Here is a 23324-nt window from a genome sequence, read left to right on the forward strand (position 1 = left end):
TATCTCCGTAGCTTACTAAAATATAGTTATTATATATAAGAAACATGTAAAAACATCAAATTGTATGAAAATTATTTATAATTGTGAGCAAGGAATAGAAAATAATATAGCACTAACCTTCGGAAATTTCGATGGCACTCATTTAGGACACGAGTTTGCAATTTCTACTCTAAAGAAGGTAGCACAAGAAAGAGGATTACCCTCTGCAGTTTTAACTTTTGAGCCTCACCCATCAACTGTTTTATTTGGTAGAAACAATTTTAGGTTAATAGACCAAGAACAAAAAAAGGAACTAATCAGCAGCTATGGTATAGATTACTTATATATTATTAATTTTAATAGAGGTTTTTCTGAGGTTAGCTGCGATGACTTTATCAGTGAGATTTTAATAGATAAATATGGCGCTAAACACATAATTGTCGGAGAAAATTGCACTTTTGGTCATAAACGATTGGGTAATATATTAACTCTAGAGAAATATTCTGAAATATATGGATACTCTTTGACTAAATTAGAGCCATTAACAATTGACGGCAAAATTTGCTCTTCTTCTTCAATAAGGGAGTATGTACAAAGGGGCGAAATAGAAATTGCTAATAAATTGCTCGGCAGGCCTTATCAAGTTTCTGGTGTTGTGACAAAAGGTGCATGTAGAGGTAGAGAAATAGGATTTCCAACCATAAATATTCCTATAGAAGATTGCATGATAAAACCTAAGTTTGGCACATATTACGCTAGAGTGACTTTTCCTGATAGTAATCCAAATTGGTTATATGGAGTAGTCAATATTGGTATGAGACCTACTTTTAAGGATCTGAAAAAGCCTATAATAGAAATGCACATATTCGATTTTGATGAAGACGTATATAGTCATAAAGTCAATATACAACTTTTAAAATTCATAAGGTCAGAAAAAAAATTCCATAGTATTGAGGAGTTAACAAAACAGATAAATTATGATATACTTAAAGTTTATAGGTTAAAGGCAAATTTATGAAAAAGTTATGCTTAGTTGTTATATTAATTATAGTATTGATTGACCAAACGAGCAAATTGTACATAAACTCATTGATTGATGAAGGAGAATCAATTGAGATCGCTAGTTTTATAAAACTAGTTGAAGTTTGGAATTCAGGTATTAGTTTTGGAATGTGTAGCGCTTTACCACATGGCGGTTTCTTTTTTTCAGCATTTTCAATACTAATAATTGGTATACTTGCATATTTGATATACAAGTCTGACGATCAGTCAACTTACCTTGGTTTTTCTCTGATGATTGGTGGAGCAATCGGAAACGTAGTTGATAGGATCTATTGGGGAGCTGTATATGATTTCATATATTTTCATATTGATGATTGGTATTGGCCAGCCTTTAATTTAGCAGATTTATCTATAGTTTGTGGAATGTTTACATTGTTATATAAGTGGTATATATACGATATGCTTATTTCTAAACAAAATGAGGAATAAAATAATTGTTTTTATATTAGGTCGAAATAATGCTTCACAAGTTTTTTAGTTTTCTTATACTACCTGTACTTTTTTTTACTTGCTCAATTTCTTTGAAGGCTTTGAGCATAGAGCACAACATAAAATATGCTAAACTCAGTAACGGACTAGATGTTTATGTTGTTCCTAATCATCGGATTCCATCTGTTTTACATGCAGTAATATACAAAGTTGGGGGAATGGATGATCCAATCGGCAAAGCAGGATTGGCTCACTACTTTGAACACTTAATGTTTAAAACTACAGGAAAGTTTAAAGACATAGAAGCCACTATGAGTAGCATTGGGGCTAAATTTAACGCGCTTACCACTAAAGAATATACCTGTTATTATGAGTTGGTCCCCAAAAAAGATTTACCACTGGCAATGGAAGTTGAAGCAGATAGAATGGGAAACTTTAATGTTACTCAAGATAAAATAGATAGAGAAAAAAACATTGTACTGGAAGAAAGAAAAATGAGATTTGATAACCAACCTCATAACTTGTTGTGGGAAGAAATGGATAGTGCATTTTACCGTAATGGCTATGGTAGATCTGTTATTGGCTGGGAGAGCGATATCAAAACTTACAATCAGGATGACATAGTGAGGTTTCACGATAGTTATTATCACCCTGGTAATGCAATATTGCTGATTGTGGATGATGTGGAGTTTGATGAAGTAGTGAAATTAGCAGAAGAAAAATATGGCGAAATTAAAGCTAAGCCTGTAATGAGACATTACCCAAATCAGGATCCAGTGCATAATGCAGGTCTATCGGTGACCTTAGAGAGCACTGAAGTAAAAGAATCAGTTTTATATTTTCGTTATCGTGTTCCCTTATTTGATCACATAAATGAAGCCTCTGCTGCTCATTTAGCGGTTGACATTTTAGGTGGCGGCAAATCCAGCAAACTGTATAAAGATTTGGTTTTAGATAAAGATGTGGCAGTATCAGTGTTTGCTTATTATAATAGCCTAGCTTTTAGTGATGGCTACATTGATATTATGATAATTCCAAAAAGTGGCGCTAATTTAGATATTGTTGAAAGAGAGTTAGATAATGCTATTAATGGCTTCGTATCTAAAGGGGTGACGAGCGAGGAATTACAAAGCTCAAAATATAGGTATAAGGCAGCACAGTTTGATAATCTATCTGACTTAACTCATATAGCGATGTTCTATGTGCCACACCTTGCACTTGGTATTCCACTTGATGAAATAGATATTTCATATAGCAAGATTAATGATGTCAATCTAGAGGATGTAAATAATAAAATCCGTGCTATTTTTTCTGCTAATAAGTTAATTGGTCGTTTATTACCAAAAGGAGATAATAATGAGAATAAGTAAAATTATATTTCTATTTTTTTTCTGTCTAGGCTTTAATTTACAAGCAAGTGGTAACCTAAATATAGAGGAGGTCACTACCCGTAAAGGATTTAAGTTTTTATTTGTAGAAAATCATGATTTGCCAAAAGTTTCACTAAATATATCGTTCAAGGATGCAGGTTATGTGTATGAGAATAAGGAAAAACAGGGGCTTGCTTGGTTTACTTCTCTTGTAATCCAAGAAGGGGCAGGAAAAAATGATGCCAAAGATTTTGCGAAAAAGCTTGAAGATAAAGGGATTAGTTTAAATTTTATTGCTGATTTAGAAGCATTTAGGGTTTCATTAAATACTTTGTCTGACAATCTAGAGGAAGCAATTTCATTACTGAGCGATACTATAATGCGTCCTAAAGTTGACCCTGAAGGGTTGAATAGAGTTTTCGAGAAAGCCAAAGTTGATTTTAATAATCTTGAAAAAAATCCTTATTTTGTTGCTGGAAAAGAATTAGATACGTTATTGTTTAAAAAACATCCTTACTCAAAAAGTGTGTACGGTACTCTTGATACTATAATGAGCATTACTAGAGACGATGTTTTAACATACATAAAGCGTAATTTTGCTAAAGATAACATAGTTATCAGTGTTGCTGGTTGTACAAAAAAAGAAGAAATTATTACGCTATTAGATAAATATTTATCTAAATTGCCGTCAAAAAGATCAAAAGTTAGAAAAATACCTGTAAAAAATAATTTTGGTTCTGCAGAAAATAAGAATATTTTTATGGATATACCACAGAGTGTGATACTTTTTGCTCAAAAAGGTATAGCTTATGAAGATCCTAATTATTATAACGCTGGTGTCTTAATTGATGCACTTGGTGGCATGAGGCTGAATTCAATATTAATGACAGAACTGAGGCAAAACTTGGGTATTACTTATGGTGTTTATGCAAGTATTATTTCCAATAAACATGGAAATATTATATCTGGATTTATAAGTACTGATAGTTCTACTGCTGGCAAAGCTATATCAGCAGTAAAAGATACATTTAGCAGAATAAAAAAGCAAGGAATTGACGAACAATTGTTCAAGGATGCAAAAATTGGCTTGGTAAATAATCTTGTCCTTTTCCTGTCCAATAACACAAATACAGCAACGCTGCTAGATAATATGCAGATAAATGATCGTGATGTTAACCGTATAAATAATTATGCGAATATCATTAATGATGTTAAATTAGAGGAAGTAAACGAACTGACAAGTTCTTTACTGGAACCTGAAAATTTATTTTTTGTTGAAGTTGGAAAAAACGCTCAAGGTCAATAATTATTACAGTCATATATCTTCTGCTATTGACCTTACTGCTTCTACATAACACTTATGCTCCTCAGCTAGAATGCGTTCTGAGAGGCTTTGAATATCATCAGCTGGTAACACTGGTACAACAACTTGAGCAATTATGGCTCCAGCATCAACTTCAGGAGTGACATAATGTACAGTACAACCTGTAATTTTTACACCTGCTTTTAGAGCTTGCTCTTGAGCGTTTAGGCCTTTAAAAGACGGAAGTAAAGAGGGATGAATATTTATCACCTTGTTATGCCATTTACTCAGAAAATCAGCTTTGAGAATTCTCATAAACCCTGCAAGGCAAATTAAATCAACCTTATGTTGAACAAGTATTTCGTGAATTTTACCAGCATCAAGCGGTTTATCTTTAACAATAAACGCTGAGATTCCTGCTTGCTCTGCTATTTTCAGACCAGCAGCTTCGCTATTATTTGTGATAACACATGCAACTTCTGCGGAAAAATTCTGATCTTGACATGCTTCTATTAAGGCCTGCATATTCGACCCCCTACCTGAAATTAGTATTCCGAGTTTTATCTTTTTCATTATAGCACAGTTAGTTTAGAATTTAGTTAATACTAACAAAACAGCTCAAAAGGAAAACTTATTTTATAGCAAAGAAGGCAGACTAAACTCTTTATATAAGTGGACCTCTAATTTTGGACCTCACTGGACAACACAAAATAACGAATAGCCCCATGTACCCAGCTAAAACTAGCTTTAATGCTTAGATATTGTGCTATTTTTGTATAATATACTACTATAAGTATATATTTTTGTAATCGCGTTATTATTTATTTAACAAAGTATTAGTATAATTTATTACACTGGATTAAATGGAGAAAGTTCAATGAGTAAATTACCGAACAATGCAAAAATAGGTAAATCTCAGGTTACTCAGTGGGAGGTAATAAAAAATTGTGAATATGCTGATAATTGCTTGTCAAAAATAGTAACTTTGTACGTTATTAGAATAACTCAGCTATCAGATTTTTATACGAGTGACGAACCTGAAATTAACACTGTTTTAGCAAGAATAAGCGTGACAAGTGAAAATGTATTTTTAAACAAGGCTACTACTATTGAAGTTATGGAAGGTATTTTTCCGTATAAATTCAACAGCAAGAAGAGAAATAACGTATTAAGGTTAGAAGATTTGTATAATTATTTATGTTCTATTGTTAACAATAGCCTTCCAAAAGAAATGCTTGAAAGTCTTGTAAGGGAATATAAGGATGCTGTTAACTTATTTAAAGCAATTACTTAACTGAACGTAGTATTTTTAAGATTTTATTTTCTATTTCAGAAATGCCGCTTTCAAGATCTTTATCTATCAAATACATGGTAGAGAAATATGTTTTCTGCTTACTTTCAACATTGATAGTTAAAGTTCCGGGAGTGATTGTGACTGAATTGGCAAATAACGCAATGCTTTCGTCATTATGCCCTTTGCATTTTCTTAGGATAATAATCGGTTCAAGCTTAGATTTGAGTTGTAGCACCTTTTTTGTTACATAAACACTTGATAAAATGATTTGGTATATTAACCATGGTATATAACTTACTAACTTATAAAACGACAGTCTACTCGTACTATTTAAAATCTGGCTAAGAGCTCTTTCAGCGTTTATCAACCTTCTAAAGATAAACGATGTGAATATACAGGAAAACACTCCACAAAAAATAAAAAACGGCTCAAAATAACCAGACAATACAGTCCATAGAACAAATAAAATTATAAATGACAGAGAAAAAAACTTGATTTCCTTCCTAAAGTTGAGGTTTTTCATAGTCTGTAATATAACTAAAATGACTCTTTAAGGAAAGATAATAACGAATATTTAGGTTCTTGACTTCTATGTTAAAAGATATAACAACTAAGTTATGTATTTTAAGTGAGGAAGTTATGGAATATGATAAATTTATGGAAATATTAAAAAAAATAAATGACCTTTCAGATTTGAGCAAGGACAATATAGTTGAAAAAATAAAAGCTAAGTTACAAGAAGAAGATCCAGATTTATGTCAAGAGTGGGAAAAGAGTAAACCTGACAATGATAGTGGATCTGGCATAAATTACATATTTACTATATCTCGTGGTCAAAATTCTAAGGAAGTCAAATTGTTACATCTTGCTTCTTATTGGAACTGTGCAAATGTAGCAAAAGCTCTGATTGAAAACGGGGCAGATATTAATGCAGAACATGATAATAAAATTACTCCTTTACATATTGCTGCTCACTATGGCCACGAAGATGTAGTAACCATTCTAACTGGAAAAGGAGTAATTGTTGATGCAAAAAATGGTGATGGATGGACTTCTTTACATTTTGCTGTTGAAAAGAACCACGAAAATGTAGTAAACACTCTAATTGGAAAAGGAGCAAATGTTAATGCAGAAAATGATAAAGGATGGGCTCCTTTACATCTTGCTATTACAAATGGCCACAAAGAGATAGTACAAGTTCTATCAAAAGCAGAAGGAATCAACGTTGATGCAAAAAATAGTGATGGGTGGACTCCTTTACATCTTGCTGCTGCAAATGGCCGCGAAGATATAGTAGAAACTCTAATTGAAAAAGGAGCAGATGTTAATGCGAAAGATCATTATAAATGGACTCCTTTAACATTTGCTTCTCAAAAAGTCCATGAAGTGGTAAAAGGAGCTCTATTAAAGGCACAAGAGAACATCAAAGCTTTGCATTCAGCTGTTAAACATAATAATGAGGAGGAGGTGAAAAACCTATTAAATAAAGGAGTAAACGTTAATGCAAAAGATGATGATGGATGTACTCCTTTACATCTTGCTGCCAGAGAGGGCTGCGAAGATGTAGTAAAAACTCTCATTGCAAAAGGAGCAAATGTTAATGCAGAAGGTATTGTGGACGAGACTCCTTTACATCTTGCAGCCAGAGAGGGCCATAAAGATGTAGTAGACATTCTAATCAAAAAAGGAGCAAAGGTTAATGCAGAAAATGATGATAGATGTACTGCTTTAGATCTTGCTGCTGAAAATAACCACATAGAGGTAGTAAAAATTCTAGTTGAGAAAGCAGATGTTAATATAAAGGATGCTGATAGATGGACTCCTTTGCATGTTGCTGCTGAAAATGGCCACGAAGATATAGTAAAAACTCTAATCGCAAAAGGAGCAAAGGTTAATGCAAAAAATGGTGATAGACGTACTCCTTTACATCTTGCTGCTGAAAATGGCAAAATAAAAGTGGTGGAAGTTCTGCTACACACTGAAGCAGACCCTTCATTAAAAGATGTTGATGGAAAAACGCCAAGAGACCTTACTAAATATCAAGGTATAATTCAGCTTTTAGAGGAAGCGGAAAAAAAGCAAACGTTAAAAAATGAGAATAAAAAAACGCCAAAGGATCTTACTGAAAATAAAGATGTAATGCAGCTTCCAGAGAAAAAGGAAGAAAAACAAATTGGAAAAAATGCAATTGTGAAAGAAAAAGAACAATCTGCAAAAAATGCAATTGTAAAAGGTGTTATTGTGTGTTTTGTAACTGCAGTGATAGTTGGTGTTGCACTTGCATTTGCTACTGCCCTATCTGTACCAGCAATAATTGGACTAGCTGCAGGATCTGCGCTCATAGTTGGTGCTGGTCAATATATAATGTCAAAGCCTAAAACTGAAATGAAAGAAGTAAAGGAACTTGTGCCTAGAGAGACAGAAAAAGCACTTACTTGATTTTTGTTATCCTGTTGCTATCAGACTAGCCTGGCACCTTATATTTATTGGGATAACTGTTTTATTATGAATTAAGTCAAAAACTCTGTAATATATTGAAGCTTAAAGATATCTTTAGATATGGAAGTTATTGCAGAAAATAGGAAAGCAAGGTTTGAATATTTCATCTTAGAAGAATTTGAAGCGGGTATGGTCTTATTAAGCAGTGAAGTTAAATCGCTAAGAGAAAGAAAAGTAAATATTTCCGACGCCTACGTTGTTGAAAAGAATAGCGAAGTATGGCTGCACAATATGCATATTGCAGAATATAAAGCTGCGAACCGAAAAAATCATAAACCAAAAAGGGAACGTAAATTACTCTTGCATAAAAAGGAGATAAATAAACTAATTGGTCAAATCAAGACTGCTGGGATAACTGTTGTGCCGCTTTCGGTCTATTTTAACGATAAAGGATTTGCAAAAACTAAAATTGCCATTGTAAAAGGAAAAAAACTCTACGATAAGAGAGCAACCATAAAACAGAGAGAGTGGGATCGTGAAAAAAGTAGATTGTCTAAGAATAATTTATAGCAAAATATGTCTTTAAATCCAGTAATTTTCAGCATCGGTCCTGTTTCTATATATTGGTATTCCTTAGCCTACGTTTTGGGTATAGTGTTTGCATATTGGTATTTACATAAGCTAGATGACCAAAAAATATTTACTAAGAATTTTTACGATTCGTTATTAACAGCCACTATTGTAGGTATTATCCTTGGAGGTAGACTTGGCTACGTATTGATATATGATCCAGTTCTTTATATAAGCAACCCTATTGAGATATTGAAGACCTGGGAAGGAGGGATGTCATTTCATGGTGGTGCTATAGGAGTTTTGCTTGCAGTAATAATCTCCTGCAGAAGACATAACATTCCTATATTTTATGCACTGGACCTAGTTTCTTGCGGAGTTCCCATAGGTTTATTTTTAGGTCGCATAGGCAATTTTATAAACGGAGAGTTATTTGGCAGAGTTACAACTATGCCATGGGGTATGGTATTTCCAGAGAGTGGTGATAATTTGCTGCGTCATCCAAGCCAGCTTTATGAGGCACTTTTTGAAGGACTGCTACTTTTTGCAGTTGCAAATTCACTGTTTTTCTTAACTAGAATAAGACTGTATCACGGTGCGTTAACTGGTATTGCAGTTATGTGGTATGGAATAGCACGTTTTTTCGTTGAGTTTTTTCGCGAACCAGACTATCAAATTGGCTATTTGTGGCTTGATTTAACTATGGGGCAGTTGCTTTCTATACCTATGGTTTTGCTAGGAATGCTTGTATATCTAGGCGCATTAAATTTAAAATTTAATACGAAATCTGTCACATAGAGAAAAGGTGAGTTCAATAGAAAAATGTAGCCAGAAGCCCCATATTATGCACAATTGTACGAATTTTCTGCGTTGCAGTAGAATGAATCGGTGGGCTTTGTTGCATCGCTAGCTATGATGGATTAAAGATAAAAAAGGTGGAGAATATCAGTAGCTTATTATTCTGGTATTTACAACAAGAACGGTCAGTGAATACCTAAATTTGAGTAAAAGAAATTTCACTACCACTCACTAATCCGGCTAAAATTCAAGAATTTCAATGCTTTAGCTATTTTCAATAGAATTAAATTTATTAATATAAATAACAAATTACTATTCTTAAATTTGATCAGATTGATTGCAAAAAAACAAGATTTTCAATAAGTTGCTTATAATCCTAATTATAGTTAGCCTTTCATAAGTAGCGATGCAACAAAGCCATCCCAGTGTCAGCTACTTTCATGACACCATTTGCTGTGCAGTTTACCTTCAAAAATGAATGTTCGTACAGCTATGGAATGAATCGCGGTATGACGTAGCTTCGCTATAGGCAATGAAGGAAATATTAACTATACTTCTTTTTACCATTGTTTATATTTCCTATTCACATATATTAATATTTTACTCACTTAAAGTAAGCTAACTACCGTTATTAATATTTTTGTAATAAAAATTGTATATGGTGCATGTAATCAAATTAAGAGGAAGATTGTGGAAATTACGCCATCAATAAAAAAAGAATTGAAGCAAAGTACTCTATATGTTTGCCTAGAAAAATGCAAAAGTGCATTTTGGTTTATCTTTTGGTTTAGTGCGGGAATCAATTTATTAATGTTATTCCTACCACTTTATACCTCTCAAGTGCTTGATCGGGTGATATCGAGCGAAAGTGTATCAACACTAACTATGCTGACAATTATCACTTTATCTGCATTTGCATGTTCTGCAATGCTTGAAACTTGTCGATATTTAGCCATGGCAAAAATAGGTGATTGGATCGATAAAACTGCAACACCAGATCTGATAGTAAGGTCAATCAGGCTAACGTCAGTGCAGAGCTCAACTTCAAGTGGTGAAGCAATACGAGATCTCGGAGTGATAAAAAATTTCATTACAGGAAATGGTATATTCTCACTGTTTGATACTCCATGGTCGTTAATTTACCTTGTTGTGATTTTCATGATACATACCTCCACGGGGTTTATAGCTATTACTGGAATTATTATATTAGTCTCTATGGCAATATGGAATGAACTTGCCACTAAACGAATATTACAAGAAACCAACGAAGAAACTATACGGAATATCAATGCTATAGATGTTGCAACAAGAAATGCAGAAGTGGTTGAAGCTATGGGCATGTCAGAATTCATAGTCTCTGATTGGTGTAAACGAAATGATCAGAATCGAGCAATGCAAATTAAAGCACAAAATCGCTCTAATGTAATTACTGGAATCACTAAATTTTTGCGCTCAACTCTGCAAATATCAGTGATTGGAACAGGTGCATTACTTGCAATCACAGCTCATAAGACTGCCGGTAGCATCATCGCTGCTTCAATTTTAATGGGTAGAGTATTAGCACCATTTGATGCTGCGGTTCATACTTGGAAGTTTTTAAATCAGGCTAGAATGTCATATGGAAGGCTACAAAGACTTATATTAACATCGCCAAAAAGAGAGCAAACGATGGCTCTACCAGAACCTGAAGGAAAATTGGAATTTGATAGAGTATTTTTTACTCCTTATGGAAGCAATAAGCCGACAGTAAAAGGAATATCATTCATTATAGATCCTGGAGATGTAGTTGGTGTTATTGGTGCAAGTGCTTCTGGTAAATCCACTATCGCAAAATTAACTGTTGGTGTATGGAAGCCAATATCTGGTGTAGTCAGACTAGATGGCGCTGATGTATATACTTGGAATCGAGAAAATTTTGGTAATTATGTTGGCTACTTACCTCAGGATATTGAGTTATTTAACACTAGTGTCAAAGCTAATATTGCTCGCATGAGGCCAGATCCAAATCCTGAAGAAATAATCAAAGCAGCAAAAATTGCAGGAATACATGAACTAATACTAAGCTTACCAAATGGATATGATACAACAATAGGAGGTCCTGGAGGAGTAACGCTCTCTGGCGGCCAAAAACAGCTTCTTGGACTTGCCAGAGCTTTTTATGGTCACACAAAACTTTTAGTACTTGATGAACCAAACGCTAACTTAGATAGCAATGGAGAGGCATGCTTAATTAATGCAATTGGCATTGCAAGAAAACAAAATACTACTACTGTTATCATCACTCACAAGCTACCGTTATTGTCCGTAGTTGATAAGGTGATCCTCATGTCAGATGGTGTCATTTACGCTATGGGACCAAAAGATGAGATTTTGAGCAAATTAGTTGCTCCATCATCAAGTACCACAGAAGATGAGCGCTCTTCAGCAAATGGTTAGTTTACTTACAATAAATTCTGTATCTGAAATAACAACTGTTCCAGAAAAATATATATTTCTTTACCATTAGAAATAATATTACAAGAATAGTAAATAGATTAATATAGTACTTCCCAAAGTAAATGATAAAGGTATAATAAGCTATTTGAGTTATAATGGCGTATAGTGTGGATTTAAGGGAAAGGGCAGTATCGATGATAGAAAAAGGGAAGTCAAAGGTTGAGTTGGCAGAGCTTTTGGAGATAGGAATAGCAACTCTGTACCGCTGGTTAAGAAAGAAAGCCGCTGGTGAAAGCCTAAGGCCATCGAAAAACGGCAGCTTTATTCGAAAAATAGACCCAAAAATACTCGAAGAATATGTTAAAAAGAATCCAGATCATACGCTGGCAGAGATGAAACAAAATCTTGGATTTGGAATAAATTCAATTTGGTATAGGCTGAAACAGCTAAGAATTACTTTAAAAAAAAGTTACACTATATCAAGAGCGCAATCAAGAAGATAGGCAGCGATTTACCGATAAAATCTCAAAAATAGACCATTCCAGCATCTTATATATAGATGAAGCAGGAGTTGATAATAGGTTATACCGAGAGTATGGACGTGCTCCAATAGGAAAGAAAATTTATGCAGATATTCCAGGAAGAAAACGAGAGAGAATCAGTATAATAGGCGGGTGGATTGGAAAGAGATTTATTGCACCAATGACTTTCAAAGGTGGGTGTGACAAAGAGGTATTCAATACATGGTTAGAGAAGATGTTATTACCTAAATTGCCACATGGTACTACAATAGTTATGGACAATGCCACATTCCATAAAACTCCCAAAACAAAGGAGTTAATAGATAATGCTAGATGCCGTTTGCTCTATCTACCAACATATTCACCAGATTTGAACCCTATAGAGCATTGTTGGAATACCATCAAAAGCCGCCTCAGACCTTTAATGCATAAATATACAGACTTACAACTTTTGGTTGGTAATACCATAATGGAAATTTATCATTCATTTTAGAAAATACTATAAGAGGTTGTCCGGAAACTAGTAAATTCAAGCATATTCCCTCTTTAACATAACCCTACTCATAGCTAGGTATATGAAATTCTCAGTGGATGTTGTGAGTAAATCATACTCCTTCGATAGCCTTCTATTCCTATTAACCCAAGCAAAAGTCCTTTCTACAACCCATCTTCTTGGCTGTACTTTAAACCCTTGTTCTCTTGTTGGTAGTAGCTCAGGTGGCGTATCTTTGTGCACCCAAAATCTACATGGAGGCCTTTTAACAATTTCAATATCTATGTCATATTCTTCCTTTATGTGATTCTTTAAATTTCTTCCTTGGTATCCCATGTCAGCCCACATTTTTTTAACTTTAGTATATTTTGTTCTCATATTGTTTAATGCTATTTTAATACCATCTCTATCATTTTCGTTAGCAGCGCCTACGTAACAACCTAGTATAAAACCCTGAGTGTCTGTAATTATATGCCTTTTTCTACCCTTTACTTTTTTACTTCCATCATAGCCTTTGATCCCCCCTTTTCTGTAGTCTTTACAGATTGACTATCTACTATACAGGCACTCGGCTGCTCATTCCTTCCTATTTTTCTTCTACTATATTTTGTAATTTCATAATTCATTTTCTCAAAAATTCCCTGCTTCTTCCATTGCCTGAACTGCTCATACACAGTCTTCCATAGCGGAAAATCATTTGGTAAATACCGCCATTGACACCCTGTACGCAATACATAGAAAATTGCTTCTAATATTTCTCTTTTGCTATACTTTGGCGGCCTTCCTCCTTTCTTGTATGATACTCTGAAGTGTTTTTCTATTCTTGCCCATTCCCTTTCGCTTAGATCTGTTGGATACTTTTTTCTCATCTTTACCCCGTACTAAAATTTCAGATATTATAGCCTTTTACTTGTTTCCGGACAACCTCTAAGAGGTTGTCCGGAAACTAGTAAATTCAAGCATATTCCCTCTTTAACATAACCCTACTCATAGCTAGGTATATGAAATTCTCAGTGGATGTTGTGAGTAAATCATACTCCTTCGATAGCCTTCTATTCCTATTAACCCAAGCAAAAGTCCTTTCTACAACCCATCTTCTTGGCTGTACTTTAAACCCTTGTTCTCTTGTTGGTAGTAGCTCAGGTGGCGTATCTTTGTGCACCCAAAATCTACATGGAGGCCTTTTAACAATTTCAATATCTATGTCATATTCTTCCTTTATGTGATTCTTTAAATTTCTTCCTTGGTATCCCATGTCAGCCCACATTTTTTTAACTTTAGTATATTTTGTTCTCATATTGTTTAATGCTATTTTAATACCATCTCTATCATTTTCGTTAGCAGCGCCTACGTAACAACCTAGTATAAAACCCTGAGTGTCTGTAATTATATGCCTTTTTCTACCCTTTACTTTTTTACTTCCATCATAGCCTTTGATCCCCCCTTTTCTGTAGTCTTTACAGATTGACTATCTACTATACAGGCACTCGGCTGCTCATTCCTTCCTATTTTTCTTCTACTATATTTTGTAATTTCATAATTCATTTTCTCAAAAATTCCCTGCTTCTTCCATTGCCTGAACTGCTCATACACAGTCTTCCATAGCGGAAAATCATTTGGTAAATACCGCCATTGACACCCTGTACGCAATACATAGAAAATTGCTTCTAATATTTCTCTTTTGCTATACTTTGGCGGCCTTCCTCCTTTCTTGTATGATACTCTGAAGTGTTTTTCTATTCTTGCCCATTCCCTTTCGCTTAGATCTGTTGGATACTTTTTTCTCATCTTTACCCCGTACTAAAATTTCAGATATTATAGCCTTTTACTTGTTTCCGGACAACCTCTAACTCTTATTAATTAAAGTCAATCGGCAGATATAGCTAAAGTGGCTTAGGTTTACCTACAATTTGAAAAACAACAAATTCGTCTTAATGAATTTTCTTAATTTGTTATCTAAATAACTTAATATCAGTGGTAATTTTATAAAAAAATTATAATATAAATAATGTTGCTGCGAAAATTTATAACAATATTTCCCTCTAACGTTTAATGAATTTCAATAAATTGCCTTTTTAATTCTAGATAAGTATATGCTTTGTTAATATGTTTAGTTCAAAATCCAAAAGTAAGTTTATGCTTTCTATTGGAGAAGAAGGCATAATGTTACTATATTTTAAAAATAATACTTTAAATAAAAGGTATTTTGTTAAGGGCAAAAACGATAAAGCAGTTTCCGATTTAATTTCATGTCTTTCGTCAGATAAAAAAGCACCTTTATACCTGGTGCTTAATCATGCAGATCAAAATTACTCGCTACAGTTTATTACAAGGGCAAACAAGATTAGTGCCTATCTATCAGCAAAAACAAAGATGGAGCATTTTTCTCGTAATAATGACATAAGTTCAGTTTTTTTGGTTGAGAAGCCAAACAAATTCAATCAAAACTGGTGCTATCTTCTTGTTTCATCAAAAGCAAAGCATTTAGTAGAATATTGGTTGAATGTGTTTATTGAGATAGGCTCCAACTTTAAGGGAATATTAATGTTTCCTATAGAAATAAGTAATATAACAAAAAAGATTCTACATAAAGATCCTAATAATTGGAAAATTATAGTTGCTGCAACTAAAACGGGAGGCTATAGACAAGTGGTTCTTAAAGAGAATAAAATGGTATTTACGCGCTTAACACCATTTACTAATGATAATTTACCAGGAATTATCGCTGGTGGAATATATCAGGAAGTGCAAGATACTATTCGATCCTTAACTAAGTTTGGGTTTGAAAAAAATAACCCTATCGACCTTTGTATCATAGTGTCAGAAGATATCAAAGCTAGTTTATCAGTCATAAATTTTTCAGAGAACAGTGTGAACATATTAACTCCATATGAGTTAGGCAAACTATTAGGAGCAGAACTAGCTATAAGTGAAAAAGATAACTTTTGCGATACCATAATTTTGTTTCATAGCTTTAAGAATAAATTAGCAGCTATTTTTAATACAAAGGAAACTAAAGAATTTTATCTATTCAATTACCTTTATTTAAACTCTCCTCGAATTTTTCTATACTTCGCCCTGGTTTTAGTTATAACAAACACCCTTTGTTTGCTAAATTTGTATTCAAATTTCAATGTCGCTGATAATTTATCAGCAAAGCAGAACACCTTAAATAACCAATTAACAAAACTTAGCCAAAGCTATAATGTAAAAAAAATAGATGAAATTTATGATTTTATTAATATCAATAATATTTTATCAAAAATAGAATACTCTCCTCTTACACAAGTTAAGTATGTAGAAAAGTTAAAAATACCAGGTATAGAGCTTCGATCATTTGAATGGAATTATAATGAGGCAAAAAGTTATATTACCACAACTTTAAAGTTTAATTTTCAATCCGGTAAAAATATTTCTCATCAATACGAGAAACTACGAAAAAATTTAAACGATAATTTTCGTACCTATGACATTAATATTTCTAGCTTACCTGCTGCTAAAGAGCAAAATCTATCTATTGATGTTGAAATAGGAGAGGCAATGTAGATTAATGACTATCTCTCAATTAAAAAGAAAAGCTACAATTCAGTTTATATCGTATTTGTTATTATCTGTTGGATTAATAGGGTTATTAACATATGTTGTTATCTATAACGAAAAGATTTATAATAAAAACCAAATTGCGATTGATAAAATACGTTCTATTAATTTACAGATTACTGGAATTCAAAAAAAGGAAGTTGTTCTAAATAAAAACCTAGATTTATGGAAAAAAATTTCTTCTTCAAATTTACATAGTAGCAGATACATTGCAAATTTAAATTTCGAGCTTAGCAAGTTATATAAAAAGCACTATATATTAGAACCTGAAATATCAATTTCTATACCCGAAGAAGTTGAGCTCCACAACAAAAGTGAACGCACAAAAGTAATAAAAAGTGAAGTGGTCCTAAATTTAAGCTCAATCAGCGATAAGCATATTTTTTTATTTCTACAGTCTATTCCAAATCTGCCCGGTTATGTTATGATCAAATCTCTTATTTTAAATAAGCAGAGAAATATTGATGCTGCAACTATGAATCAGATTTTGAATGGTAATATGATAGAGATAGTGAGAGCTAATATAGTCTTTGATTGGTATACTATATTAAGTAGATAAGGTGATGAACATAAAGCTGTTTTTTATTTTTACGCTACTCATTTCCAATGTTAATGCATATTGCAGTTGTGAAGATATCATAGAAAGCATAGAAATTTGTAAGGAGTATTCTTGCCGACAATATATTGGCAATGAAGATTTTATTGAGCATAAAATATTAGGATTAAATAGTGGAAATTTATGCGTATATATAGAAAAACAAGGTAATGATGAAATGGTTTGTCATCATTCTCAGTATGGAATGATGATAGAAAAAAGATATTTTGAAAGTATTCTTAAAGTTGGCAATCAAGAAATCGACGATTTTATTGATATAGCAAATTTGCGTGCAAAAGAGTGTTTCTTTATCAACAATCAAAAACTAAGCTATACAGATCGGGACGATATAATAAGAGAAGCAGTGGAAAGTGACTTTGACGTTTTGTCACAATATAGTAACGTAAAAAGCATTTTTTTTGATGAAGAGCCAGTTAATAGAATGGTCAATGAAATGGAAAAGTTCAATTTACGATCTTCAAGAGCTGCAAAAGAGGAGGTATCAGATAATTTCAACGGTAAGGTAGTGAGTTTAGACTCAATTTTATATCTTTCTCCCGATACATGGAAAATATGGGTAAATGGAAAACTGTTTATAAATACCAAGGATTTAAAAGTGCACTCAGTCACTGAAAATTATGTAACTTTTGTATGGACCGTAGATCAAAAAGCAATAAAAAAGCATGCGAATGATTCTCAAAATGTATATTTTGGATATGGGAGTATTATGTTTACGCTTTATCCAAAACAAAAATTTGACTTGGATGGCTTATCTATTAAATAACTTAAATATATATGCGCTTGTAGCTCAGTTGGATAGAGCGTTGCCCTCCGGAGGCAAAGGCCGTGGGTTCGAATCCCTCCAAGCGCACTTTTAATTAAATTTGACAATAGTATTTTCACATAAGATAATAAAAGGATTTATTTAGAGCATAATTATGTCTGGTGGTACCATAAACAAAGTCATACTAGTTGGTAATTTAGGAAAAGATCCTGAAATTAGGACTACACAAAATGGAAAAGAAATGGCAAGTTTTTCAATAGCCACGTCTGAAAGTTGGACTGACAAACTTTCCGGTATGCGCTCTGAAAAGACAGAGTGGCATAATATCGTAATTTTTAGTGAAGGATTAGTAAAAATCGTCAAAGATTTTGCACGCAAAGGCAGTAAAGTTTATGTTGAAGGTTCTTTGAGAACTAGAAAATGGACTGACCAAAACGGTGGTGAAAGATACACAACAGAGGTGGTTCTATATAATTTTAATAGCGCTCTTACTCTCTTGGATTCACGAAATAGTGCGCCAAATCCTGATTACAAGCCAAGTGAATACAAACAAGGTGAAACAGGACAAAAAGATAAACACGAAAGTTTTGACAACGATATAAAAGATGAACTACTCGATGATGAAATACCATTTTAACAATTTAAATTGAAATCTACATTTTTATGGACTGCTTGTATTACTCCTTTTAATTGCAATGGAGATAGCATAGATTATAGCAGTTTGCAGCGTTTACTGACAATGCAAGTTAAAGCTGAAAATGGCGTAGTGTTGCTAGGTAGCACAGGTGAGAGCCTATCGCTTACTGATTCTGAAAAGCGTACATTAGTTGAATTCGTATGTAAGCTAAAATTAAATACGAAAATTATAATTGGCGTACCAGGAGTGAATCTATATCAGACTCTTGAATGGCTTGATTTTTGCAAGGGTATGCCTATTCATGGCTATCTAATGACAACTCCCATTTATGCAAAGCCCGGAATTATGGGGCAGACTTTATGGTTTGAAAAGCTACTTGAAAAAGCACATGTGCCGGCTATGTTTTACAATATTCCATCGAGAGCAGGAGTGAGTCTTCATGCTGAAACTGTACGCAACTTATCCAGTCACGAAAAATTTTGGGCTATCAAAGATTCAAGTGGCACTGTTGATACTTTAACTCAGTATAAGAAAGTTGCACCAAATATTGAGGTCTTTTGCGGAGATGATAATATGATATCTGATATGGCCGCTTATGGTGCGGCTGGCCTGGTTTCCGTTGCTGCCAATGTTTGGCCACGCATAGCGCATGAATATGTTAAGAAGTGCCTCAATGGCAGGAACCCTCAGGCAGATATCTGGCAACAGGCTTGCGAAGCGTTATTTATTGCCAGCAACCCAATACCCACTAAAGCACTTTTGCATGATATTGGGCTCATAGAACATCAAACTGTCCGCCTACCACTCAGCACAGAAGACTTGCCTTCTGTTGAAAAATTGAGGCAAGTCAATAAAATGATTCTTGGATGGAAAGAATTGGCTACTCTCTAAATAGTCTTGCAACTTTGATTTAATATACAATCCAAGTTTCATTTGAACACTCCCAAACTTATCACTTTATGCCACTGGTCTTCATCTAAAATTTCTACACCTAATTCCACTGCCTTTTTATATTTGGATCCTGGTTTTTCTCCTGCAATTAGGTAGTCAGTTTTAGCAGAAAGATGTGAGCTGACCTTTGCTCCTAGAGTTTTGGCTCTTACTTTTGCCTCTCCTCTACTCATAGCAAGTAGCTTACCAGTAAACACTATAATTTTATTATTTAAAACAGAGTTACTAGAGTTGGAGCTCACAGGAAGAATTTGAAGACAAGCAGTAAGATCATTTAACATTTTGATGTTATGTTCCTTAGAAAAAAATGATTCCAAAGATTCAGCCACTTTTTTTCCTATGCCGTCTATACTGACTAGCTCAGTATTATCTGATGACAGTTCAATCATCGAATTATACCAGTTATTATAAGAAACATAATAATCTGCAAGCAATTCTGCTGCAACTTGACCAATAAATCTAATACCTAAAGAAAATATAAACCTATCTAGAGTTATTACCCTTCTGCTTTGTATAGCATTTAATAAATGAGCTATTGATTTCTTGCCCCAACCAGACTGTTCTTCCAGATTAAATTCATCCAATCTTTCTTCTAAAGTAAAAATATCGGGAATTTGTTTTATCAGACCAAGGTCGTAAAAAAACTCTATCTGCTTATCACCAAGGCCAACAATGTCAAATGCATCTTTCGATACAAAATGCTTTAGTTTTTCTATTATTTGAGCTTTACAGGCAAATTCCTCAGGACATCTTACTGCAGCCTCTCCCTCAACCTGACGTACTTTACTACCACATTCAGGGCATACTTCAGGAAACACAAATTCAGGTGTATTTGGAAGACGAGAATCTCTGCTTACTTCAACGATCTGGGGAATTACATCCCCTGCCCTTTTGATTGTTACAATATCTCCCTCTCTTATGTCTTTACGTTTTATCTCATCTTGGTTATGCAGACTTGCTCTACTAACTAGCACCCCACCAACATTGACTGGCACTAAATCTGCAACTGGAGTTAAAACCCCTGTTCTGCCCACCTGTATAAATATCTTGTTTAACTTTGTTTTTGCATAAACCGCAGAAAACTTGTATGCAAGTGCTGAGCGCGGTGCTTTGTGAGTATTCCCTAGACGATTTTGTAGTACCAAATCATTTACTTTATAGACTATTCCATCAATATCATAATCCAAGTTATAGCGACAGTTATAGACTTCATTATAGAACTTCAGCATTCCATCTAAACTACTCGTTAAGGACTGATGCTCATTTACGCAAAAACCAAGTGCCTCAAGCTTATTTAGTACCTCACTTTGACTTTTCTCTGCTCCACCAATCAAAGAATAAGCAAAATATCTAAGAGGTCTGCTTGCTGTAATGTTTGCATCCAATTGCTTTAGAGAACCAGCGGCTGCATTTCGAGGATTGGCAAATTCATCGTTTTCATTTAACTTTAAAAAGTCGCTGTTACTGATGTATATTTCACCTCTTACTTCTAGTCTTCCTTGCACACCTTGCAAAAACTTAGGAAAGCCTTTTATTGTTGCAACATTGTGAGTGACATCTTCTCCTACAAAACCGTCACCTCGAGTTGCAGCTTTAACAAATCTTCCATCCTCATAAATTGCAGAAAACGACAACCCATCAATTTTTGGTTCACATAATATCTCTATTTTGTCCTCAATTAAAAACCTCTTTATTTTAGACAAAAATTTCTCTACACCTTGTTCATCATAAGCATTCTCAAGGGAAAGCATAGGTTCTTGATGTTCCACCTTAGAAAACCTCTCATCAGGTGGAGCACCAACACTATCTTGTGTTGCATAAATTTCTGGCTCTATTTCAGCTAACTTTTTCTTCAGTTCATCATATTCAGCATCACTTATTTCTGGCTTATTTTTTTGGTGATACAAAACATTATGATAATTTATTTGATCTTGCAGTTTTTCTCTCATCTTTTCTAAGTTAGTCATGATACCAATATAATGCTACATTAGCCTTTGTCGTCAAGCCATGAATTTTCTTGAATTCATCATATGGTCTCAAACATCAAAGGTGCCACAATGCTATAGCCATACTTATTCTTCTTCTGCTCAATTGTATTAGCAGATCTCGCTTGCTTTAGCCGTACATTTATATAAAATTAAAATAAATTAGAGTAAACAATATTGCTGTTTAAATGCTAACAAGATTCGCTCCAAGCCCAACTGGCTACCTCCACGTAGGAAACGTACGAACTGCCTTGGTTTGTTGGATGTACACACGCAATCAAAATGGAAAATTTTTACTCCGTTTTGATGATACTGACCTTCAGCGTTCAGATGTCAAATATATAAATGATATCATACAAGATTTGAAATGGATTGGTATCAATTGGGATGCAAATTTCAAGCAATCAGAGCGCTTTGAGCGTTACAATGAGGTGTTTTTGCAGTTAATAAAAGAAGGGCATATTTATGCATGCTATGAAACAAGAGAAGAGTTAGACATTAAACGAAAATTGCAGTTAAAACAAGGACTTCCCCCTGTATATGACAGAAGCGCGTTACTTCTAACTGAGCAAGAGAAAATTAGTTATGAGCAAGAAGGAAGAAGACCACATTTTAGATTTAAGTTGGATAGAAATGAAGTTGTTAAATGGAATGATGAAGTTAAAGGTGAAATAAATATTGCAACAAGTCACATCAGCGATCCTGTGGTAAAAAGAGAAGATGGAATTTACACATACATGTTACCTTCTGTTACTGATGATGTTGACTTTAATGTAACTCATATTGTACGCGGGGAAGATCATGTAACTAATACCGCAGTGCAAATCCAAATGATTAAAGCATTAAAAGCGAAAATCCCTACATTTGCTCACCTTTCTCTGCTACATTTTGATGATAGCAAAATATCCAAGCGAACCGGCGTGCTGGACATTAAATCTATAAAAGAAGATGAAATTGAACCGATGGCACTAGTTAGTTATTTAGTGAAGCTTGGAACATCCAATCCAATTGAAGCTTGCGCCTGTATGCAATCTTTGATTGATTCATTTGACATTAAAAAATTTAGCTCAGCATGTACGCAATTTAGCTTGAGTGAAGCATACAAGCTAAATAGCAAAGTGCTGCAACAAATGCCATTTGAAATTATACAAGAACGTTTAAATCAAATTGGAGTGGACTCCTCAGAGTTTTGGTATTTTATAAAGAACAATATAGAAAGGTTTTCTGAGGTGGCCAAGTGGTGGAAAATATGCAAATCCGATATAGAGCCTGTGATTCTTGATAAGGAGCTTATAAAAATTGCGTTCAATGCATTGCCCCAAGGTGATTGTAATGAAAACACGTTGTCAGAATGGGTCAAAACTATTCGACAAACAGTGGATATAAAGGCAAAAAACCTATTTACGCAGTTGCGTTCAGCTTTAACAGGAACAGAAACAGGACCAGAGCTCGCTAAATTATTAATTTTTATCGGCAAAGAAAATATCATTGCAAGGTTAAAAGAAAAGTGAAAACTAAAGAATTATAGCTAATGCAATCCCTACGTCATACCGCGATTCATTCGCGGTATCTCTTAGCCGCTAACAAGCAGCGGGATGACGATTGTCAGGGTGTCATCCAAGTAGCCTCTTTCTTGTCATCCCAGTGTCTGGGCACTGGGATGACAAAAAAAGGAGCACTGGAATGACAGCAATCTACGTCATACCGCGATTCATTCGCGGTATCTCAGCCGCTAACAAGAGATCCCGCTAGCGGGATGACGGTTGTCGTTTAGCCATAAACATTAAGAAATTTACCAAATGAAAAAAAAGGCAAAAGAAGCCCCGTGGTTATTATCCGCTTTAAAATATTGGCGTTTTTTATGTTTTAAACGCTTGACAAGCGAGATTCAGCCGCTTTTAATTGCAACTAACTTACGCTGCAAATGTTTAAGAAATTTACTAAGCAGAAAAAAAGACAAAGAATCCCCGAGTTAGCTAGTCTTTTACTATCTCTGTCGAGTATTGGCATTTTTTGATGTCTTGTAACGCTTTATAAGCGCGTTCAGCTTATTTAGATAAAAATCTAGATGTAGATGA

24 protein-coding genes and 1 tRNA gene are annotated in these 23324 nt (G+C 34.1%); 20 read left to right on the forward strand and 5 right to left on the reverse strand.

Going from position 1 to position 23324, the window contains the following annotated elements; genetic code table 11:
- Positions 1-64 precede the first annotated feature (64 nt).
- From ribF to ABWU72_RS07995, 4 genes are read left to right on the forward strand one after another with little or no spacing between them, the layout of a single operon-like run.
- Complete coding sequence (gene ribF / locus ABWU72_RS07980) at positions 65-997, forward strand: riboflavin biosynthesis protein RibF (RefSeq protein WP_353284043.1); 933 nt, start codon at positions 65-67, stop codon at positions 995-997.
- On the forward strand, positions 994-1470 hold the full coding sequence (gene lspA, locus ABWU72_RS07985) for a signal peptidase II (RefSeq protein WP_006279329.1): 477 nt from the start codon (positions 994-996) through the stop codon (positions 1468-1470). The genes ribF and lspA overlap by 4 nt, the downstream gene beginning before the upstream one ends.
- A 29-nt stretch (positions 1471-1499) precedes the next feature.
- Positions 1500-2840 (forward strand): M16 family metallopeptidase, encoded by a 1341-nt coding sequence (locus tag ABWU72_RS07990; protein WP_353284044.1) that lies wholly within the window; start codon positions 1500-1502, stop codon positions 2838-2840.
- Positions 2827-4146: a M16 family metallopeptidase gene (locus ABWU72_RS07995; RefSeq protein ID WP_353284045.1), complete on the forward strand. Its 1320-nt coding sequence runs from the start codon at positions 2827-2829 to the stop codon at positions 4144-4146. The genes ABWU72_RS07990 and ABWU72_RS07995 overlap by 14 nt, the downstream gene beginning before the upstream one ends.
- A gap of 9 nt (positions 4147-4155) precedes the next feature.
- On the opposite strand, the gene purN is transcribed toward ABWU72_RS07995, so the two are convergent.
- The gene (gene purN, locus ABWU72_RS08000; protein WP_010082490.1) at positions 4156-4716 is read right to left on the reverse strand and encodes a phosphoribosylglycinamide formyltransferase; all 561 of its coding nucleotides are present in this window, start codon (positions 4714-4716) and stop codon (positions 4156-4158) included.
- A gap of 304 nt (positions 4717-5020) precedes the next feature.
- Here purN and ABWU72_RS08005 point away from each other — a divergent pair, with 304 nt between their 5' ends.
- Positions 5021-5437: a hypothetical protein gene (locus tag ABWU72_RS08005; protein ID WP_010082489.1), complete on the forward strand. Its 417-nt coding sequence runs from the start codon at positions 5021-5023 to the stop codon at positions 5435-5437.
- Here ABWU72_RS08005 and ABWU72_RS08010 read toward each other — a convergent pair.
- Entirely contained in the window at positions 5430-5960 is a 531-nt protein-coding gene (locus ABWU72_RS08010) for a Na+/H+ antiporter subunit E (RefSeq protein ID WP_155969067.1), read from the reverse strand. The genes ABWU72_RS08005 and ABWU72_RS08010 overlap by 8 nt on opposite strands.
- A 68-nt stretch (positions 5961-6028) precedes the next feature.
- Here ABWU72_RS08010 and ABWU72_RS08015 point away from each other — a divergent pair, with 68 nt between their 5' ends.
- The 6 genes from ABWU72_RS08015 to ABWU72_RS08040 all read left to right on the forward strand — a co-directional run bounded on the left by ABWU72_RS08015 (position 6029) and on the right by ABWU72_RS08040 (position 12694).
- Positions 6029-7876 (forward strand): ankyrin repeat domain-containing protein, encoded by a 1848-nt coding sequence (locus tag ABWU72_RS08015; protein ID WP_353284046.1) that lies wholly within the window; start codon positions 6029-6031, stop codon positions 7874-7876.
- Between the two features lie 120 nt (positions 7877-7996).
- Entirely contained in the window at positions 7997-8446 is a 450-nt protein-coding gene (gene smpB, locus ABWU72_RS08020; RefSeq protein ID WP_007548863.1) for an SsrA-binding protein SmpB, read from the forward strand.
- A 6-nt stretch (positions 8447-8452) separates the two neighbouring features.
- Complete coding sequence (lgt, locus tag ABWU72_RS08025) at positions 8453-9244, forward strand: prolipoprotein diacylglyceryl transferase (protein ID WP_155969071.1); 792 nt, start codon at positions 8453-8455, stop codon at positions 9242-9244.
- 690 nt (positions 9245-9934) lie between these two features.
- On the forward strand, positions 9935-11680 hold the full coding sequence (locus ABWU72_RS08030) for a type I secretion system permease/ATPase (protein ID WP_015589192.1): 1746 nt from the start codon (positions 9935-9937) through the stop codon (positions 11678-11680).
- A gap of 155 nt (positions 11681-11835) precedes the next feature.
- The gene (locus tag ABWU72_RS08035) at positions 11836-12183 is read left to right on the forward strand and encodes an IS630 transposase-related protein (RefSeq protein WP_353284047.1); all 348 of its coding nucleotides are present in this window, start codon (positions 11836-11838) and stop codon (positions 12181-12183) included.
- 28 nt (positions 12184-12211) lie between these two features.
- Positions 12212-12694: an IS630 family transposase gene (locus tag ABWU72_RS08040; protein ID WP_231115908.1), complete on the forward strand. Its 483-nt coding sequence runs from the start codon at positions 12212-12214 to the stop codon at positions 12692-12694.
- 36 nt (positions 12695-12730) lie between these two features.
- Here the strand turns inward: ABWU72_RS08040 and ABWU72_RS08045 are convergent.
- Together ABWU72_RS08045 and ABWU72_RS08050 are read right to left on the reverse strand one after the other, a co-directional pair.
- Positions 12731-13563, reverse strand: a protein-coding gene (locus ABWU72_RS08045; protein WP_094189578.1) for an IS5-like element ISWpi1 family transposase whose coding sequence is annotated in 2 segments (ribosomal slippage) — positions 12731-13194 and positions 13194-13563 — 834 coding nt in all. Because the reading frame shifts where the segments join, the coding sequence is not laid out codon by codon here.
- Positions 13564-13649: 86 nt separating this feature from the next.
- Positions 13650-14482 (reverse strand): IS5-like element ISWpi1 family transposase gene (locus tag ABWU72_RS08050; protein WP_094189578.1). Its coding sequence is split into 2 segments (ribosomal slippage): positions 13650-14113 and positions 14113-14482, totalling 834 coding nucleotides; the frame shifts between segments, so codons are not numbered across the junction.
- 318 nt (positions 14483-14800) lie between these two features.
- On the opposite strand from ABWU72_RS08050, the gene ABWU72_RS08055 reads away from it, so the two are divergent.
- The 6 genes from ABWU72_RS08055 to dapA all read left to right on the forward strand — a co-directional run bounded on the left by ABWU72_RS08055 (position 14801) and on the right by dapA (position 19201).
- Complete coding sequence (locus ABWU72_RS08055) at positions 14801-16240, forward strand: hypothetical protein (protein ID WP_353284048.1); 1440 nt, start codon at positions 14801-14803, stop codon at positions 16238-16240.
- Positions 16241-16244: 4 nt separating this feature from the next.
- Entirely contained in the window at positions 16245-16853 is a 609-nt protein-coding gene (locus tag ABWU72_RS08060; RefSeq protein WP_015589194.1) for a hypothetical protein, read from the forward strand.
- 4 nt (positions 16854-16857) lie between these two features.
- Positions 16858-17673 carry a hypothetical protein gene (locus ABWU72_RS08065; protein ID WP_010082449.1) on the forward strand — a complete coding sequence of 272 codons (816 nt, stop codon included), beginning with the start codon at positions 16858-16860 and terminating at the stop codon, positions 17671-17673.
- A gap of 13 nt (positions 17674-17686) precedes the next feature.
- Positions 17687-17760, forward strand: a tRNA-Arg gene (locus ABWU72_RS08070).
- A 67-nt stretch (positions 17761-17827) separates the two neighbouring features.
- Complete coding sequence (gene ssb / locus ABWU72_RS08075) at positions 17828-18310, forward strand: single-stranded DNA-binding protein (RefSeq protein WP_155969077.1); 483 nt, start codon at positions 17828-17830, stop codon at positions 18308-18310.
- A gap of 9 nt (positions 18311-18319) precedes the next feature.
- The gene (gene dapA, locus ABWU72_RS08080) at positions 18320-19201 is read left to right on the forward strand and encodes a 4-hydroxy-tetrahydrodipicolinate synthase (protein ID WP_155969079.1); all 882 of its coding nucleotides are present in this window, start codon (positions 18320-18322) and stop codon (positions 19199-19201) included.
- A 38-nt stretch (positions 19202-19239) separates the two neighbouring features.
- On the opposite strand, the gene ligA is transcribed toward dapA, so the two are convergent.
- Positions 19240-21228, reverse strand: a complete 1989-nt coding sequence (ligA, locus tag ABWU72_RS08085; RefSeq protein ID WP_155969081.1) for an NAD-dependent DNA ligase LigA — start codon at positions 21226-21228, stop codon at positions 19240-19242.
- A gap of 206 nt (positions 21229-21434) precedes the next feature.
- Here ligA and gltX point away from each other — a divergent pair, with 206 nt between their 5' ends.
- From gltX to ABWU72_RS08100, 3 genes are all read left to right on the forward strand, one after another.
- Complete coding sequence (gene gltX / locus ABWU72_RS08090; RefSeq protein WP_155969083.1) at positions 21435-22757, forward strand: glutamate--tRNA ligase; 1323 nt, start codon at positions 21435-21437, stop codon at positions 22755-22757.
- A 20-nt stretch (positions 22758-22777) separates the two neighbouring features.
- A complete protein-coding gene (locus tag ABWU72_RS08095) occupies positions 22778-22933 on the forward strand; it encodes a hypothetical protein (protein ID WP_265041105.1) in 156 nt (51 codons plus the stop codon).
- A 112-nt stretch (positions 22934-23045) separates the two neighbouring features.
- A complete protein-coding gene (locus tag ABWU72_RS08100) occupies positions 23046-23222 on the forward strand; it encodes a hypothetical protein (protein ID WP_155968519.1) in 177 nt (58 codons plus the stop codon).
- The last annotated feature ends 102 nt before the right edge of the window (positions 23223-23324 follow it).

The organism is Wolbachia endosymbiont (group A) of Lypha dubia, from assembly GCF_964028575.1.
In the GTDB taxonomy this organism is placed as follows: Bacteria; Pseudomonadota; Alphaproteobacteria; order Rickettsiales; family Anaplasmataceae; genus Wolbachia; species Wolbachia pipientis.

Bases quoted from the DNA above. Each gene is read 5' to 3' on its own strand.
- ribF (WP_353284043.1), top strand. From the start codon at position 65: ATGAAAATTATTTATAATTGTGAGCAAGGAATAGAAAATAATATAGCA.
- lspA (WP_006279329.1), top strand. From the start codon at position 994: ATGAAAAAGTTATGCTTAGTTGTTATATTAATTATAGTATTGATTGAC.
- ABWU72_RS07990 (WP_353284044.1), top strand. From the start codon at position 1,500: ATGCTTCACAAGTTTTTTAGTTTTCTTATACTACCTGTACTTTTTTTT.
- ABWU72_RS07995 (WP_353284045.1), top strand. From the start codon at position 2,827: ATGAGAATAAGTAAAATTATATTTCTATTTTTTTTCTGTCTAGGCTTT.
- purN (WP_010082490.1), bottom strand. From the start codon at position 4,716: ATGAAAAAGATAAAACTCGGAATACTAATTTCAGGTAGGGGGTCGAAT.
- ABWU72_RS08005 (WP_010082489.1), top strand. From the start codon at position 5,021: ATGAGTAAATTACCGAACAATGCAAAAATAGGTAAATCTCAGGTTACT.
- ABWU72_RS08010 (WP_155969067.1), bottom strand. From the start codon at position 5,960: ATGAAAAACCTCAACTTTAGGAAGGAAATCAAGTTTTTTTCTCTGTCA.
- ABWU72_RS08015 (WP_353284046.1), top strand. From the start codon at position 6,029: ATGTTAAAAGATATAACAACTAAGTTATGTATTTTAAGTGAGGAAGTT.
- smpB (WP_007548863.1), top strand. From the start codon at position 7,997: ATGGAAGTTATTGCAGAAAATAGGAAAGCAAGGTTTGAATATTTCATC.
- lgt (WP_155969071.1), top strand. From the start codon at position 8,453: ATGTCTTTAAATCCAGTAATTTTCAGCATCGGTCCTGTTTCTATATAT.
- ABWU72_RS08035 (WP_353284047.1), top strand. From the start codon at position 11,836: ATGGCGTATAGTGTGGATTTAAGGGAAAGGGCAGTATCGATGATAGAA.
- ABWU72_RS08055 (WP_353284048.1), top strand. From the start codon at position 14,801: ATGTTTAGTTCAAAATCCAAAAGTAAGTTTATGCTTTCTATTGGAGAA.
- ABWU72_RS08060 (WP_015589194.1), top strand. From the start codon at position 16,245: ATGACTATCTCTCAATTAAAAAGAAAAGCTACAATTCAGTTTATATCG.
- ABWU72_RS08065 (WP_010082449.1), top strand. From the start codon at position 16,858: ATGAACATAAAGCTGTTTTTTATTTTTACGCTACTCATTTCCAATGTT.
- ssb (WP_155969077.1), top strand. From the start codon at position 17,828: ATGTCTGGTGGTACCATAAACAAAGTCATACTAGTTGGTAATTTAGGA.
- ligA (WP_155969081.1), bottom strand. From the start codon at position 21,228: ATGACTAACTTAGAAAAGATGAGAGAAAAACTGCAAGATCAAATAAAT.
- gltX (WP_155969083.1), top strand. From the start codon at position 21,435: ATGCTAACAAGATTCGCTCCAAGCCCAACTGGCTACCTCCACGTAGGA.
- ABWU72_RS08095 (WP_265041105.1), top strand. From the start codon at position 22,778: ATGCAATCCCTACGTCATACCGCGATTCATTCGCGGTATCTCTTAGCC.
- ABWU72_RS08100 (WP_155968519.1), top strand. From the start codon at position 23,046: ATGAAAAAAAAGGCAAAAGAAGCCCCGTGGTTATTATCCGCTTTAAAA.